We start from the raw sequence: 14,688 nt of genomic DNA, 5'->3' as shown, positions 1-14,688 counted from the left end.
ATGGGAACCGGCGATGGGAGGGTTCGCCGATTTTGTGCGTGCAAAGAGTACGCCGATCTTGATGCGCATTCAACCGTTGTGATCCTTCGATAAGGACCCTCCACAGTCTTGAGTGGGGACGGGGGTGGCCGTACGATCGGGCGTCGCGCAACCGATCAAAGACCCTCTGAATCGAGGAACCCCCCAGTGTCCGAACAGCTCGCAGGAACTCTAGCCAGGCGACGACTTGGTGTCGTACACCTGTTCTTCTTTGTCGTCGCGGCATCGGCGCCGCTGACGGTCCTCGGTGGCGGCGTCACCACCACGTTCGCGGTCACCGGCTCGAAGGGCGTGCCGCTGTCCTTCCTGGTGCTCGCGGTCATCCTCGGCATCTTCGCCGTGGGCTACGCGGCGATGAGCCGCCACGTCGCCAACGCCGGTGCCTTCTACTCCTACATCGCGCAGGGCATGGGCCGGCCCGCCGGCGTCGGTGGCTCCTTCGTGGCGCTGACCGCCTACAACGCGATCCAGATCGGCCTCTACGGCCTCTTCGGCTACATCTTCTCCGGCTTCATGCTGGAGAAGTTCGACGTCGACGCCAAGTGGTGGGTCTGGTCCATCGCCGCCTGGGTGCTGATCGGCATCCTCGGCATGCTGCGCGTCGACCTCAACGCCAGCGTTCTCGCCGTGCTGCTGATCCTGGAGATCATCGTCACCGCGGTGTTCGACATCGTCGGCCTGGGCAACCCGGCCGGCGGCAGTGTCTCGATGGCCGGCTGGGACTTCGGCAACCTGTTCGCCGGTGGTGTCGGCGCGGTGTTCGCGCTGGGCATCGCGGCCTTCACCGGCTTCGAGTCGGGCGCCATCTACAGCGAGGAGGTCAAGGACCCGCGGCACACCGTCGCCCGGGCCACCTTCCTCGCGGTGCTCTTCACCGGCCTCTTCTACGCCATCTCGGCGTGGGCGATGATGGTCGTCGTCGGCCCCGACAACGTGCAGCAGGCGTCCACCGAAAACGGCCCGGGCGTCGTGTTCGGCACGCTGGCGGAGCACACCAACACCACGATCTCCGACATCGCCGTGGTGCTGTTCTTCACCTCGGTCTTCGCCGCCCTGCTGTCGTTCCACAATGGCGTGGCCCGTTACCTCTTCGCGCTCGGCCGCGAGCGGGTGCTGCCGCAGTTCCTGGGCCGCACCAGCAAGCGCACGATGGCTCCGATCGCCGGCTCGCTGACCCAGTCGGTCATCGCGATCGTCGTGCTGCTCGGCTTCATCGCCGCCGGCAAGGACCCGGTGCTCGACCTGTTCACCTGGCTCTCGGGTGTGTCCGCGGTCGGCGTCGTGCTGCTGATGGCCGCCACCTCGGCGGCCGTGGTGGGCTACTTCCGGGTGCGCCGGGGCGACGAGTCGCTCTGGCAGGGCACGATCGCGCCCGCGGTGGCGACGATCCTGCTGGTCGCGCTGCTGGCGACGCTGGTCGGCAACTTCAGCAGCCTGCTGGCACCGACCAACCCGTCCTACCTCAAGTGGCTGCTCCCCGGCCTGATCGGCGCGGCCGCTCTCATCGGCATCCTGTGGGGCGCGATCCTCAAGTCGTCGCGGCCCTCCGTCTACGAGGGCATCGGCCGCACCGTCGGCCAGCCGCTGACGGCCGAAGAGTCCGGCTCCGACTCCGACTACGTGCCGGTGCACTGAGTCGGTCGATGTGACGCACGCCCGCGCGGCCCTTGGGCCGCGCGGGCGTCGCGGGCATCCGGAGTAGCCTCCACATCGAGTTTCCCCCCTCGGTGAACGGAGTGCCGCCATGGAATACACCCGCCTCGGCTCTTCTGGCCTGGTTGTCTCGAAGGTCGTGCTCGGCTGCATGGGCTTCGGCGACCCCGACCGCGGCAACCACGCGTGGAGCATCGGCCTCGACGCCTCGCGGCCACTGATCCGGCAGGCGCTCGACGCCGGCATCACCACGTTCGACACCGCCAACGTCTACTCGCTCGGCGCCAGCGAGGAGATCGTCGGCCAACTGCTCGGCGAGTTCGCCAGCCGCGACGAGGTGGTCATCGCCACCAAGGTCAACGGCCGGATGGGCCCGGGCCCCAACGGCGCCGGCCTGTCCCGCGGCGCGATCATGACCCAGGTCGACGCCAGCCTGCGCCGGCTGCGCACCGACTACATCGACCTCTACCAGATCCACCGCTTCGACCCGGAAACCCCGGTCGAGGAGACGATGGAGGCCCTGCACGACCTGGTCCGGGCCGGCAAGGTCCGCTACCTGGGCGCCTCGTCGATGTGGACCTGGCAGTTCGCCCAGCTGCAGCACGCCGCCGACCTCGGTGGCTGGACCCGCTTCGTCGCGATGCAGAACCAATACAACCTGCTGATGCGCGAGGAGGAGCGGGAGATGCTCCCCTACTGCCTCGACCAGGGCGTCGGCGTGATCCCGTGGAGCCCGCTGGCCCGCGGCCTGCTGACCCGCGACTGGGACACGACGACCGACCGCGGCCGCACCGACCGCTTCGGCTCGACCCTCTACCGCCAGTCGCAAGACGCCGACCGCAAAATCGTCGAGGCCGTCGCCTCGGTCGCCCAGGACCGCGGCGTCTCCCGCGCCACCATCGCCCTGGCCTGGGTCGCGGCGAAGGACGCGGTGACCGCCCCCATCGTCGGTGTGACCAAGGACCACCACCTGACCGACGCGGTGGCCGCCCTCGACGTCAAGCTCACCGACGAGGAGATCGCCCTCCTCGAGGAGAACTACACCCCGCACCACCCCGAGGGCTTTTAGCCGCGCAGCTCGGCCAGCACCTGCGCCAGGTGATGCGACGTCCCCCAGGCTCGCCACTCCTGGCCCGCACCCGGACCCGCGACACGCCGGGCTCGCTTGTCGAGCTCGGCGTCGGCCCAGCAATGTTCTGCTCCCGGCCAGTGGTCCGTTTCCACCAGAGCGGCGCACAGGTCGAGGAACCCGCGGTAGCCGGTTTCGGTTGCGGCTGGCGCTCGGTAGATCCACCAGTCCGCGTCACCGGTGTAGCGAAGGTTTGGTCTAGCCCGCCACCCGGTCGTCAGTTGGGGATTCGCGATCCCCTACCGCATCCGGCATCGAGCCCGCTGCGACCGTGATGGATCCCCATGGTTGGCGTCTGGCCCACGAAACGCACTTTCGGGCGAGCGGCTCCGCCGCGGTGACCTGGCCATCGGAGAGCACCGACGACATGTCCAGCACGAGGTCGCATTGTTCTACGGCGACACGCACGTGCTGGTCGAGGCGAACCAGGAGGTCGTCGGTGAGATCGTCGTCGGGCCGCCCACGGTCCGCGCCGAGGCGGACGATCGCCCGACCGCCGTTGTCTCGTGCTGCGTCTCCGTGGTCTCGCAGCCGTTCAGGCGGATCGGTCGGGTGAACGACTGGGAGTGCACGGATGTCGAAGCACCCGAGGTCGTCGACGATGTCCCTGATCGGCCGCCGCCAGCCGGTCTCGGGGTCGGCCAGATATCGCACATCGATCCCGACCGGGCCGGCCGGTAAGCGATCCCGCGCCCGCTCGGCGAACCTGTAGGCGTCTTTGATGGGGTCGATGGTCTTCGGCACAACCTCCAGGATGGGCAGAATGCAGCCAACCTGGGTTTCGGGCAGGTGGTCGAGAGCCGTCAACTCGCCCGCGCGCCCTTTGAGGATGGGCATATATGGCACGACCGCCACCTCGCTCGCGGCTAGCATCTACCCACTGATCGTAATCAATGCATCACGGTAAGTGAATATATTCCTGATTTAAATGTCGCCGCGTCAGGAATGCGGCGGCCCGGTGTGCGCACTTAGTGTTCCGGCCAGGACGCCGCCGAGGAGGGCGCCCAGGGCCAGGCTGTCGCGGCCGAGGATTTCCGATCTTCGCACCTGGTGGTCTTGTGGGTGGCACGATCGAACGGGTGAGTGACGCCATCGATCTGGACCGGCACGTCTACGGCGATCCCGGTGCGGCGATCACCGTCATCGAGTACGGCGACTTCGAGTGCCCCTACTGCGGCGCCGCGTTTCCCGTGTTGCGCAAGCTGGTCGACGGCTCTGACGGCCGGGTTCGGCTGATCTACCGGCACTTCCCGGTGTTCACCAAGCATCCCTATGCGCTGACCGCCGCACTCGCGTCCGAGGCGGCCGGCGACCGGTTCTGGCCCATGCACGACCTGATGTTCAAGCACCAGGCCAGGCTGACCGATCCCGACCTGGCGGCGTACGCGGCCGAGGCCGGTGTGCCCGACCCCGAGTCGGTGATCGGCGAGTCGGCGCAACGGTTCCAGCCCGCGGTGGCGGCCGACTACACCACCGGCGTCTCCGAGGGCGCCCGTGGCACGCCCACGCTGTTCATCGACGGCCGCCTCTACGAAGGGCGGGTCGAGCTCGGCGCCATGCGCAGCACCCTCGGGCTCGGCCGCTAAGAGTGTCCACCGCCTCGCTGCCGCCGCGGCCCGGACCGCGCAACCGGCTGTCGAGCGCGTTGCCGTTGGTGCCGCAACCGGTCACCCGGTTCCTCAACACCGAGGCCGGCAGTGGGCTGCTGCTGCTCGCCGCCGCGGTCGCGTCCATCGTCTGGGCCAACATCCCGGGCGGGCACTACGAGTGGGTGTGGACGACCGAGGCGTCGATCCGGCTCGGCGAGTGGGGGATCACCCTCGACCTGCGGCACTGGATCAACGACGCGGCGATGGCGATCTTCTTCCTCACCGTCGGGCTGGAGATCAACCGCGAGGTCACGGTCGGCGAACTGCGGCGCGGCCGGTATGTGTTGGCGCCCGTGTTCGGCGCGGCCGGCGGCGTCATCGTGCCGGCGCTGGTCTACTACGCGTTCAACGCCGGCACCCCGGCCGAGCACGGCTGGGGCATCCCGATCTCCACGGACACCGCGTTCCTGCTCGGCATCCTGGCGCTGTTCGGCCCGCGCTGCCCCGACCAGCTACGGCTGTTCTTCCTGACCCTCGCGATCGTCGACGACATCGTGGCGATCCTGGTGATGGCCATCTTCTACACACCGGACCTGAAGATGGTGCCGCTGATCGTCGCGATCGCGCTCGCCGCACTGCTGTTTTTGCTGCGCTGGACGGGGGTCTGGCAACTGCGGCTCTACGCGGTCGTCGGCGTCGCGTTGTGGGTCGCCGTCTACGAGTCCGGCATCCACCCGACGCTGGCCGGCGTGGTCATCGGCCTGCTGGTGCCGGCCACCCCGGTCGACCCGCGGCTGCTGGAGTTCCTGCGCTTCTACGGCCGCGGCCTGATCGAACGGGCCAACGCGGAACGGGCGCGCCTGACGGTGCAGGCCGCGCGGGCCACCGTGCCGGCCAACGACCGGATGCAGGACGCGTTGCACCCTGTCAGCGCGTACGTCATCGTGCCGATTTTCGCCCTGTCCAACGCCGGCGTGTTGATCAACCACGAGAGCCTGTCGAGGGCGGCGTCGTCGCCGATCACTATCGGCATCGTGCTCGCCCTGGTCGTCGGCAAGACCGTCGGCATCTCGCTCGGCACCTCGATCGCGCTCTGGACCAGGCTCGGCGAACTGCCGGGCCGGGTCCGCTACGGCCACCTGATCGGCGGCGCGGCGCTGGCCGGAATCGGCTTCACCATCGGGCTGTTCATCACCGACCTGGCGTTCGACGACCCGGTGCTGATCTCCGACGCCAAGCTCGGCGTGCTGGCCGGGTCGGTGATCGCGGCGGTGCTCGGTTCATTGGCGCTGCGCTATCTGGGCGAGCGGCTGCCCCTGTGCATGGTGGAAGACGACGCGGCGGTGCCGGACCTACCGTCGGGACCCTGGCGGGACCCGACGCATCCTTAGCCGAACCGGCGCCACACGCTGCGGCGGTTGCGGCCCGGTGCGGAGCGGTCGAGCCGGCGCAGGGTCGACGGCAGGTCGACGCGGCGGTCGGGGGTGACGTCGTGCAGGGTCAGCACCAGACCCTGCACCGCCGGGTGGTTGCGCAGGTCGCGGCAGTTGACCTCGACCTGGATCCAGGAGCCGTCGGACCGGCGCAGCGTCCACTCGGTGTTGACGCCGCTGCCGTCGAGCGCCGCCCGGGCCCGGTCGAGGGTGTTCTCGACCTGGCCGTGGTCGTCGCGGTGGACGATGTCGCGCCAGGTCGAGAAGATCGGCACGGAGACCTTGAGCAGGTCGGCCATCGACGGGCTGGCGTAGCGGATCCACTCGTCGGCGTCGAGCAGGATCACCACGTCGGCGGTGCGTTCGCTGACCGCGCTCAGGTAGGCGTCGCGCTCGCGCCGGTTGTTCTCCACCGTGTGGCCGAGCCGGCGCAGCGCCAGCGCGGCCTGGCTGGCCAGCACCTCGAGCGTGTCCTGGAGGCCGGCCAGCACCGCGTGGTCGCCGCCGATCGCGACCGCGTTGACGGGGGAGCGGTGCCGCCCCGGCTGCTCGGCGGCAAGCGAGGCGACCAGGGTGGCCGGCATCCCGGCCAGCGGCGCCCGCAGGTCGGGGTGCAGCAGTCGGGTGGCGCTCAGCCGGCTGCGCCGGCCGCCGGCGGTGGCGGGCGGCTGATGGTCGAGCAGCACCAGCGGTCGCCAGGCCATCGCGTCGGCGACCTCGACCCGGCCGATGATCGGCCCCGCGACCGGTGTGGAGCCGATGGACCGGGCACGCCGCCGCTCGGCCGCGGGTCGCAGGTCGGCGGTCTCCTCGCTGGCCCGGGCGCCGGCTTTCTGCCACGCGCTCGGCAGCCTCGGCGAGCCGGGCACCGCGGCCACACCGGACAGCGGCATCGTCTCGTCGGCCGTCGCCGCGGCGGCGGCGAGGCTGATGAAGATCACCCGGTGCGGCTCGGCCCGGGGTAGCAGCCGATCGATGCCGGCGACCAGTGTCGCGGCCACCGCCCGCGCGTCGGCGGCGGCGACCAGTTCGCCGCAGGCGTGCCGGAGCAGCCGTTCGCGCTCGACCGCGCGGCGCTGCGCGGTCAGCGCGTCGCTGAGCCGGGTCGCGACCAGCACGGTCATCAGCGCCGAGCCGATCGCCACCACGGTCACGTCACCGGCGTCGGAGATCAGCAGCAACGCCGGGCCGGTCAGGGCGATCGCCAGCAACGGCAGCACGCCCAGGCCACGCCCGGGGTCGACGCGCGGCTCGACCGGCAGGGTCAGCCGGGCCATCGACTGCGGCAGCGCGGCGGCACCCCACGCGCCGTAGCCGATCAGGTAGCCGAGTTCCCAGACGTTGCCGCCGGGCAGCGCGCTGTGCAACTCGGCGAACGCGTCGAGCGAGTCGGAGGTCAGCAGGCCGATCGCGCCGACGGCGAGCAGGATCGCCGAGACGTTGCGCGCCCGGGTCGCGACCACCAGGGCCGCGGTCACCACCACGACGACCATCGAGCCGAGCACGTGCGCGGCGGCGAGTGAGCGGTCGAACACCGGCCAGGGCGACGACGACGCCAGCGGGCCGGCGGTCAGGGTCCAGCCGACCAGCCCGGCGGCGACCACGAGGGAGAGCAGGTCGACCACGGTGGACCGGTCGTGCAGCGCCGCGCTGGTGCGGGTCAGCCCGAGCAGCGCGTAGGCCAGCAGCGGGAACAGCGTCAGGTAGCAGATCTCGGCGATGATCAGCCAGAGCTGGTCGTGGTCGCGCAGGCCCAGGTCGTAGGCGGTGTCACCGGCGCCCAGGGTGGCGACCGCGGCGGCCAGCACGATCCAGGGGGCGCGGCGGGCCGGCTGGTGCAGCCGGATGCCGAACAGGATGCCCACGGTGGACAGGACCCCGGCGGTGGCCCAGAAGAAGCCCTCGACGGCCGGGAAGCACAGGATCGCCGCCCCGAGCGTGAGGGTGGCCGCACCGGCGAGCGCCAGCCAGCGTCTCGCCATGGTGCTCCGTTCCGGCGCAGCGTCGGGGGTGGACACCCCATCTTCACCTGTGGGTCGGCTGTGCGGAAGGGGGCCCTTAGGCGGTCTGGCTGGTCCGGATCAGCGGAGGCAACGCGTACGAACCGTCAAGGATCTCGGATCGTGGCTGGTAGAGGCGCATCAGCGGGCGGAACGCGCCGGCCGGTGCGGGCAGCCAGTTGGCCGTGTCGCCGTCGGCCGGCGGTGCATGACTCACCCGCAGGGTGACGGATCCGTCGGCTTCCGGCCGCAGCCCGGGAGTGCGGTCGCCGATCGAGTAGCGATCGATCGCGTTCGGTACGAGGTAATAGTCCGGCATGTCATACATGGTCAGCGACCAGAAGGCGTCCACCGGCGGCGGCGCGGGAAGCCGCAGCTCATAGGCGTGCGCGCCGGACAGCGGCGCACCGTCGGCATCGACGTAGACCGGGGCGTACACCGCTTCGTATCCGTGGTTGCCCCAGAGCCCCACCCGCGCCGCCACCGCCCGCGCGAGGTAGCCCTTGGCCCGGTCGGCCAGCTTCCACCGTGGACTGTCCCGGGTGCCCGGGCCGAGGAAGTCGACGTTGTAGTCGAACGCGTGCGGCGCCACCTGCCAGCCGTTGACGGCCGGTGCCGAGCGGGACGCCTCCTCGATCCGCGTCCGGCCGCGCGCCGCGCCCTCGACGAGCGCTTCGGCCAGGTCGGCCGGCGGATCGGCGTAGGGCGGGTCGGCGTCGAGCAGGCCGATCGACCGGAACCGCTCCTGATAGGCCCGGTCCGGCACCGCGGGCGGGAAGGCCGCCATCCAGACCCGGAGGTGCTCGAAGAACATCAGATCCTCGGGTACGCCCGTCGCGGCGATCGAGGACAGCGGCGCACGGGCCGGCGGCGTGGCCGCGTGCAGCCGCAGCCCCTTCTGGAGCCGCTCGACCCGGGCCAGGTCGGCGGGGCCGGTGCAGGCCAGCCGGCCGACGATGGCCACCACTCCGGTCGAGACCGGGATGACGGCGGTGTCGTCGGGCACCTCGCCCGTGTAGCCGCGGGGCGCGATCAGGAACGTGCCGGCGCCGGTGCCGGTCGCGCGCCGGCCCACGTACGCGATGTTGTTGGTCCAGGCGTCGACGAACTGGAGCACGTAGTAGGCGCCGTCGGTGTCCGGAACGGTCAGCCGCACCGGCCCGCCGCCGACGTCGACCTGCGCGACGGAGTAGACGGTGTCGTTGTTGACGCTGACGAACGCGTCGTCGGGGCCGGCGAGGCGGTGGGCGTGGCCGAACGCGTTGAACGGCGTGGCCGGCACCGGACCCATCCCCTCGCGGGTGAACCGGCTGACCTCGGTCAGGCACGCGACCAGCGGGTACCCGTACACGTAGGCATCAGCGGCCAGCCCGGCACGGTCCATACCTGCGAGGCTAATGCCGGCAGCGCCGTGGTTTGTCGGTTTAGGCGGCCTCGCGCCGTTGTGCGGTCACGGCACCCGCGCCGCCGTCCACCAGGCGCAGCCGGGGCGGCGCGGTGGCTGCGGGCTCCGGGTCGAACGTCGCGCTCCAGCGCCGGGTGGTGCCGCGGGCGGGCGGCTCGCCCGGGTCGAGCGCCGGGCGGGAGAGGGCCAGTGTGACCAGCCAGCCGCAGATCAGGAACGCGTGGCTGGCCAGCCGCCCGGCCGCGACCCGGCCGTCGATGATGTCGCTGGCGGAGAGCAGCGTGAGCACCCCGACGAAGGCGGTCAGCGTGGGCAGCAGGCCGGTGGGCCGGGTGCGGCGCAGCGCGACGAACGCGAAGCCGGCGCCGAGGGCCAGGTTCCACGCCGCCGACTCGTGCCACAGGTGCCCGGCGCCGAGCACCGCGTCGTGCGCGTGCTCGTCGCGCCCGAGCCCGGCGACCTGGGCGGCCCCGAGCAGGAACTGGGCCAGGCCGATCGCGGCCAGCGCCACCCGCAGCCCGATCGCCAGCCGCGGTCGCCGCTTGGCCTGCACCGGCGCCAGTTCGACCGGCTTCGCGGGCGGCACGGCCGCCGTGCGGGCCAGCCGGGTCACCTCGGCCGCCGCGTCGAGCCAGGCCGCGCAGCGCGCGCACCCGGCGAGGTGCCGATCGGTCAGCTCGCGCTCGCCCGGCGCGTCTTCGCCGTCGAGCCGCGCCGACAGCATTTCCCGGATCCGCTCACACTCCACAACCTGATAGTCGCGCGGAACCCGGGTTAAGTTCCCGCCGACCGCCGGGTGAGCAGGTTAAACCGGACAAGCTAGCCTTGCCGGCATGCGTCTCCCCGGAACCCCCCGGCCCCGCGGCGGTGAACCCGCCGGCGACGACCTCGACGAGGTCACCGGCTGGGCGCTCGCGGCGAAGGCCGGCGACCGGGCGGCGGCGCACCTGTTCGTCGAGGCGACCCAGCACCAGCTCCGGCGCTTCGTGGCGCACCTGGTCGGCCCGGCCGAGGCCGACGACCTGACCCAGGAGATCTACCTGCGGGCGATGCGCGCCCTGCCGGCGTTCGACGCCCGCTCGACGGCGCGCACCTGGCTGCTGGCGATCGCCCGGCGGGCCTGCGCCGACCACATCCGCTACGTCTCCCGCCGCCCGCGGCTGGCCGCGCTCGACGACTGGCAGCCGGTCGCCGAGGCCGAGCTGGCCCGCGACCACGGCGGCGCCGGCTTCGAAACCGGGTTCGCGCTGACCGAGCTGATCCGCGCGCTCGACCCCGAGCGCCGCGAGGCGTTCGTGGCGACCCAGATCGCGGGCCTCAGCTACGCCGAGGCGGCCGAGGTCTGCGGCTGCCCGGTCGGCACGATCCGCTCCCGGGTCGCCCGCGCCCGCGACGACCTGGTGGCGGCGCTGGCCGACCGCGACGGCCGCCGCCTGCGCCCCACGTCGTGACCGGACCACGTCAGAGGTAGCGGCCGACCGGCGTGCGTTCGATGACCTGCCAGGCGAGCCAGAAGCAGACCGGGATGCCGATGCCGCCGACCGCGATCGCCTTCGCCTCGGCCGGCAGGTCGAACGGGCGCAGCATGATCGAGAGGGACAGCAGGACCGGGGCCTGGAGGACGAACGCGGCGAACGAGCCGCGGGCGCAGCGCTTCCAGAGGCGGCTGACGCCCTGGAGCCGGTCCTGCGCCAGGCTGAGCACCCAGACCGAGCCGGCGACGACCAGGATCGCCTCGACGGTCGCGAGCAGCAGCGCCTGCCAGTGCCAACCGCCCTGGTAGGGCCCCGCGTCGTCGGCGAGGTCGCTGATGCCGACGGTGAACGCGTACACCGGCAGCGCCAGCACGGTCATCACCACGACGGCGCCGGAGCCGCGCCGCAGCCGCTCGGGCACCCGCTTGGCCCAGCCGAAGCGGGCCGCGGCCACGCCGAGGCCGAACATCGCGACGCACTGGGGCCACTGCCAGACGTGCAGGTCGAGGATCTGCTTGCTCTGCGCCGGGAACCACAGCCGGACGATGAACGACGCGACCGCGACGAGCGCGACCAGCGTCACGAGCTGGCGGGCGCCGATCTCGGCGGGGCCTTCGTCTTCGAGCTGCCCGTCGGCGCGGGCCCGGTCCTTGGCCCAGACCAGCGCCGCGTACGCGAGCGAGACGTAGAGCAGGATCTCGGCGAACCACAGCGGCCCGGAGTCGAGGAACGGATGCCGGTGCGTGAACTCCCACCAGAACGAGACCTTGTAGCCGGCCGCGAGGTAGGCGAACCACATGAAAAGCGGCCAGACCAGAAGGGCAAAGAGGAGAAAGGGTACGCCGAGCCGAACCACCCGGTCGCTGGCGAACCGGCCGGGTCCTTTGCGCGCCATGGTGGCGGGCGCGAACAGGCCGGCGATGAAGAAGAACGTGCCGATCACGAAAAGGCCCGTCGGTCCGACGACGACAGCCATGGCGAGTTCCGATTTCGGATGGAACGTCGACTCTTTGACCTCGTCGTAGGGCCACCCCCCAACGGCCGAATAACCCAGCAACGCGTGGCCGCCAATGATCCACGCGACCATCACGGCCCGCAGATTGTCGACGTGCGGAAGCCTCTCGACCCGCGTAGCCGAAGCCATCGTGGCCATCCGGACCCCCTCTCCAGAACAATGCCGCACATTCAAGATTGCCACCCACCAGGCCTCATGGGGGACATCCGAAGGGTCAGCGTGCCGTTCGTCACGCTATGGCGACAACCGCTCACACAGTTTGTCCCGATACGCTCCGCGATCGATCCGCCCTATGACGGTGATCGATTGCCTGACGCAATTAGCCCGCGTTTGACAGTTCACGGCCGAGTTCGCACCCATTTGTCACCCTGCTCAACGGCGCGGCTACCGGATGGGTGGCGGTTGGGGGGCCGGGTAGGTCTCTCGGCGCCTACATGTTCTTTTATGTGCGTACATGAAAGAACATGTACGCACGAAAGAGCCACCCCTCGTCCGCCGCGACACGCCCGAGGCGGGCGCGGATATTGCCGAGGGACGCGCACTGCGTACGCCCAAATTGCGTATGGAACGGCTGCGCGGTCGGTCCGTAGCGTGCCGGTCATGGTTGTTCGTGCGGTGGTTTTCGATATTGGCGGCGTGCTCGAGGTGACCGGGCCGATGGAGTTCGAGAGTCGGTGGGAGGCCGCGCTCGGGTTGCCGGCCGGCACGTTCGACGCGAAGCTGACCGACATCTGGCAGGCCGGCGCCGTCGGCACGGTGACCGAGGCCGAGGTGCACGCGGCGATGCGCGACCGGGTCGGCCTCACCGACGAGCAGGTCGAGGCGGTGATGGCGGACATGTGGCGGGAATACCTGGGCACCCCGAACACCGAGCTCATCGAGTACGCGCGGACGCTGCGGCCGGCGTTCCGCACCGGGATCCTGAGCAACAGCTTCGTCGGGGCGCGCGAGCGGGAGCAGGCGGCCTACGGGCTGACCGACCTGGTCGACGACTGCGTCTACTCGCACGAGGTCGGCCTGAGCAAGCCCGACCCCGCTCTGTGGGCCCTGGTCTGCGAGCGGATGGGTGTCGCGCCGGGCGACCTGCTGTTCATCGATGACGTGCCGCGGCTGGTGGACAGCGCCCGGGCGTACGGCATGAACGCGATCCTGTTCGAGAGCACCGCGCAGACGATCGCCGGCATCGAGGTGTGGGCCAGGTCATGAAATGGCGGGAGCCGGCCGGGCGTTCGACAGAAGCGGAAGGTTGAATTCCGTTTCTTGTGAGGTTGGGCGATGGAACTCGGTATCTACTCCTTCGGTGACCTGCGGGGGATTCCCACGCGGGAGCGGCTGGCCGACCTGGTGGCCCAGGCCCGCTACGCCGACGAGGCCGGTCTGGACGTGATCGCGCTCGGCGAGCATCACCGCGCCGATTTCGCCCTGTCCGCGCCCGAGATGGTGCTGGCCGCGATGGCCTCGGTGACCGAGCGGATCCGGCTCAGCACCGGCGTCACGGTCCTCAGCACCGCCGACCCGGTGCGGGTCTACCAGCAGTTCGCGACGCTCGACCAGCTGTCCGGCGGCCGGGCCGAGATCATCGCTGGGCGGGGTGCGTTCACCGAGTCGTTTCCGCTCTTCGGACATGACCTGCGGGAGTACGAGATCCTCTTCGACGAGAAGATCCGGCTGCTGCTCCGCCTCGCCAAGGAGGAGCGGATCACCTGGCAGGGCCGCACCCGCCCGCCGCTCGACGACGCGCTGATCGTGCCGCGGGCGTTGCAGCCGACGTTGCCGATCTGGATCGGGGTCGGTGGCACGCCGCAGTCGGCCGTGCGGGCCGGGCGGCTCGGCGCGCCGATGTTCCTGGCGATTTTCACCGACCCGGCGCCCGCCCGCGGGCTGGTCGAGATCTATCGCCGGGCCGCGGACGCCGCCGGGCACGACGTCGACTCGCTGCGCACCGCCAGCGGTGGTCACATGTTCCTCGGGCGCACCTCGCAGGGTGCCCGGGACGCGTTCTTCCCCTACTACTCGGAATACCTGAGCCTGCTCCCGCAGTTCCCCGGTGGTATGCCACGCGAGGTCTACGACCAGTGGATCCGGGCCGGCCTCCTGGTCGGCAGCCCGCAGGAGGTCATCGACAAGATCATGGGACATCGGGAACTGCTCGGCATCAGTCGCTACGTCGGCCAGTTCGACGTCGGTGGGATGCCGGCCGGCATGGTCAACGAGAGCCTCGAGCTGTTCGCCACCGAGGTGGCGCCGGTGGTTCGCAAGGAGGCGGCGGCATGAGCGGGCGCGTCGCCGTGCTCGGTGCCGGCAAGGTCGGCACCGTCCTGGCCCGGCTGAGCGTCGCCGCCGGCCGGCCGACGGCCATCGCCGGCTCCGGCGACCCGGCCGCCCTCGGCATGATCGTCGACGTGCTGGCACCCGGGGCGGTCCCGATGACCGGCGCCGACGCCGCCCGCAGCGCCGACATCGTGGTGGTGGCGGTGCCGCTGGCTCGCTTGAGCTCGGTGCCCACGGCCGCGCTGAAGGGGCGGATCGTGGTCGACGCGATGAACTACTGGCCGCCGGTCGACGGCACCCTGGCCGCGTTCGAGGGCGCCACCCGCAGCTCGAGCGAGATCGTCCGCGAGGTCCTCGGCGCCGAGCACCTGGTGAAGTCGTTCAACCACATGGGCTACCACGAGCTCGACGCGTGGGCCCTGCCGCCCGGCGACCCGCAACGCCGCGCGCTGGCGGTGGCCGGCGACGATCCGGCGGTGGTGCAGGTGGCGGCGGAGCTGGTCGACGCGATGGGCTTCGACCCGCTGGCCCTGCATCCGCTCAGCGCGGGCCGGGTGTTGCAGCCGGGCTCGTCGGACATCTTCGGGGCCAACCTCACCCGGGCCGAACTGCTGTCCACACTGGACGCCCTCGGAGCCGCACCCGCGACCGCCCGGCCCTGACCCGCGTTGAACGGCTC

Annotated in this window: 12 protein-coding genes and 1 pseudogene; 8 read left to right on the top strand and 5 right to left on the bottom strand. The window is 71.1% G+C overall.

The genetic code is table 11. The annotated features are described in order from the left end of the window. The first annotated feature begins 186 nt into the window (after positions 1–186). Both DFJ67_RS37370 and DFJ67_RS37365 read left to right on the top strand, forming a co-directional pair. Positions 187–1,674: an APC family permease gene (locus DFJ67_RS37370; protein ID WP_116073740.1), complete on the top strand. Its 1,488-nt coding sequence runs from the start codon at positions 187–189 to the stop codon at positions 1,672–1,674. Positions 1,675–1,783: 109 nt separating this feature from the next. Further along, a complete protein-coding gene (locus DFJ67_RS37365; protein ID WP_116073738.1) occupies positions 1,784–2,761 on the top strand; it encodes an aldo/keto reductase in 978 nt (325 codons plus the stop codon). Here DFJ67_RS37365 and DFJ67_RS37355 read toward each other — a convergent pair. Continuing rightward, positions 2,758–3,658 (bottom strand): annotated as a pseudogene (locus tag DFJ67_RS37355) (beta family protein). The gene DFJ67_RS37365 and the pseudogene DFJ67_RS37355 overlap by 4 nt on opposite strands. A gap of 242 nt (positions 3,659–3,900) precedes the next feature. Between DFJ67_RS37355 and DFJ67_RS37350 the strand changes: the two are divergent. Both DFJ67_RS37350 and nhaA read left to right on the top strand, forming a co-directional pair. Beyond that, complete coding sequence (locus DFJ67_RS37350; protein ID WP_116077098.1) at positions 3,901–4,407, top strand: DsbA family protein; 507 nt, start codon at positions 3,901–3,903, stop codon at positions 4,405–4,407. Between the two features lie 2 nt (positions 4,408–4,409). Beyond that, complete coding sequence (gene nhaA / locus DFJ67_RS37345) at positions 4,410–5,801, top strand: Na+/H+ antiporter NhaA (protein WP_116073732.1); 1,392 nt, start codon at positions 4,410–4,412, stop codon at positions 5,799–5,801. Here nhaA and DFJ67_RS37340 read toward each other — a convergent pair. From DFJ67_RS37340 to DFJ67_RS37330, 3 genes are all read right to left on the bottom strand, one after another. Then, positions 5,798–7,825, bottom strand: coding sequence for a PAS domain-containing protein (locus tag DFJ67_RS37340; RefSeq protein ID WP_147315765.1), 2,028 nt, complete (start codon positions 7,823–7,825; stop codon positions 5,798–5,800). The two genes, nhaA and DFJ67_RS37340, sit on opposite strands and share 4 nt — an antisense overlap. Before the next feature lie 76 nt (positions 7,826–7,901). Next, positions 7,902–9,227 carry a DUF1254 domain-containing protein gene (locus DFJ67_RS37335; RefSeq protein WP_116073728.1) on the bottom strand — a complete coding sequence of 442 codons (1,326 nt, stop codon included), beginning with the start codon at positions 9,225–9,227 and terminating at the stop codon, positions 7,902–7,904. Positions 9,228–9,267: 40 nt separating this feature from the next. After that, entirely contained in the window at positions 9,268–9,996 is a 729-nt protein-coding gene (locus DFJ67_RS37330; protein ID WP_147315764.1) for a zf-HC2 domain-containing protein, read from the bottom strand. A gap of 85 nt (positions 9,997–10,081) precedes the next feature. On the opposite strand from DFJ67_RS37330, the gene DFJ67_RS37325 reads away from it, so the two are divergent. After that, complete coding sequence (locus DFJ67_RS37325; protein ID WP_116073724.1) at positions 10,082–10,699, top strand: sigma-70 family RNA polymerase sigma factor; 618 nt, start codon at positions 10,082–10,084, stop codon at positions 10,697–10,699. A gap of 10 nt (positions 10,700–10,709) precedes the next feature. Here the strand turns inward: DFJ67_RS37325 and DFJ67_RS37320 are convergent, their stop codons facing one another. Continuing rightward, positions 10,710–11,867: an acyltransferase family protein gene (locus DFJ67_RS37320; RefSeq protein ID WP_170216151.1), complete on the bottom strand. Its 1,158-nt coding sequence runs from the start codon at positions 11,865–11,867 to the stop codon at positions 10,710–10,712. A 471-nt stretch (positions 11,868–12,338) separates the two neighbouring features. Between DFJ67_RS37320 and DFJ67_RS37315 the strand changes: the two genes are divergently transcribed. The 3 genes from DFJ67_RS37315 (at position 12,339) to DFJ67_RS37305 (ending at position 14,671) form a co-directional block, all read left to right on the top strand. Next, positions 12,339–12,944 (top strand): HAD family hydrolase, encoded by a 606-nt coding sequence (locus DFJ67_RS37315; protein WP_116077096.1) that lies wholly within the window; start codon positions 12,339–12,341, stop codon positions 12,942–12,944. A gap of 69 nt (positions 12,945–13,013) precedes the next feature. Next, on the top strand, positions 13,014–14,012 hold the full coding sequence (locus DFJ67_RS37310) for an LLM class flavin-dependent oxidoreductase (RefSeq protein ID WP_116073720.1): 999 nt from the start codon (positions 13,014–13,016) through the stop codon (positions 14,010–14,012). After that, on the top strand, positions 14,009–14,671 hold the full coding sequence (locus DFJ67_RS37305; RefSeq protein WP_116073718.1) for an NADPH-dependent F420 reductase: 663 nt from the start codon (positions 14,009–14,011) through the stop codon (positions 14,669–14,671). The genes DFJ67_RS37310 and DFJ67_RS37305 overlap by 4 nt, the downstream gene beginning before the upstream one ends. Positions 14,672–14,688 lie beyond the last annotated feature (17 nt).

It is taken from the genome of Asanoa ferruginea, from assembly GCF_003387075.1.
Lineage (GTDB): Bacteria > Actinomycetota > Actinomycetes > Mycobacteriales > Micromonosporaceae > Asanoa > Asanoa ferruginea.
Note: the sequence above shows the minus strand (reverse complement) of the source record. Positions and strands in the feature narration are given on the sequence as shown.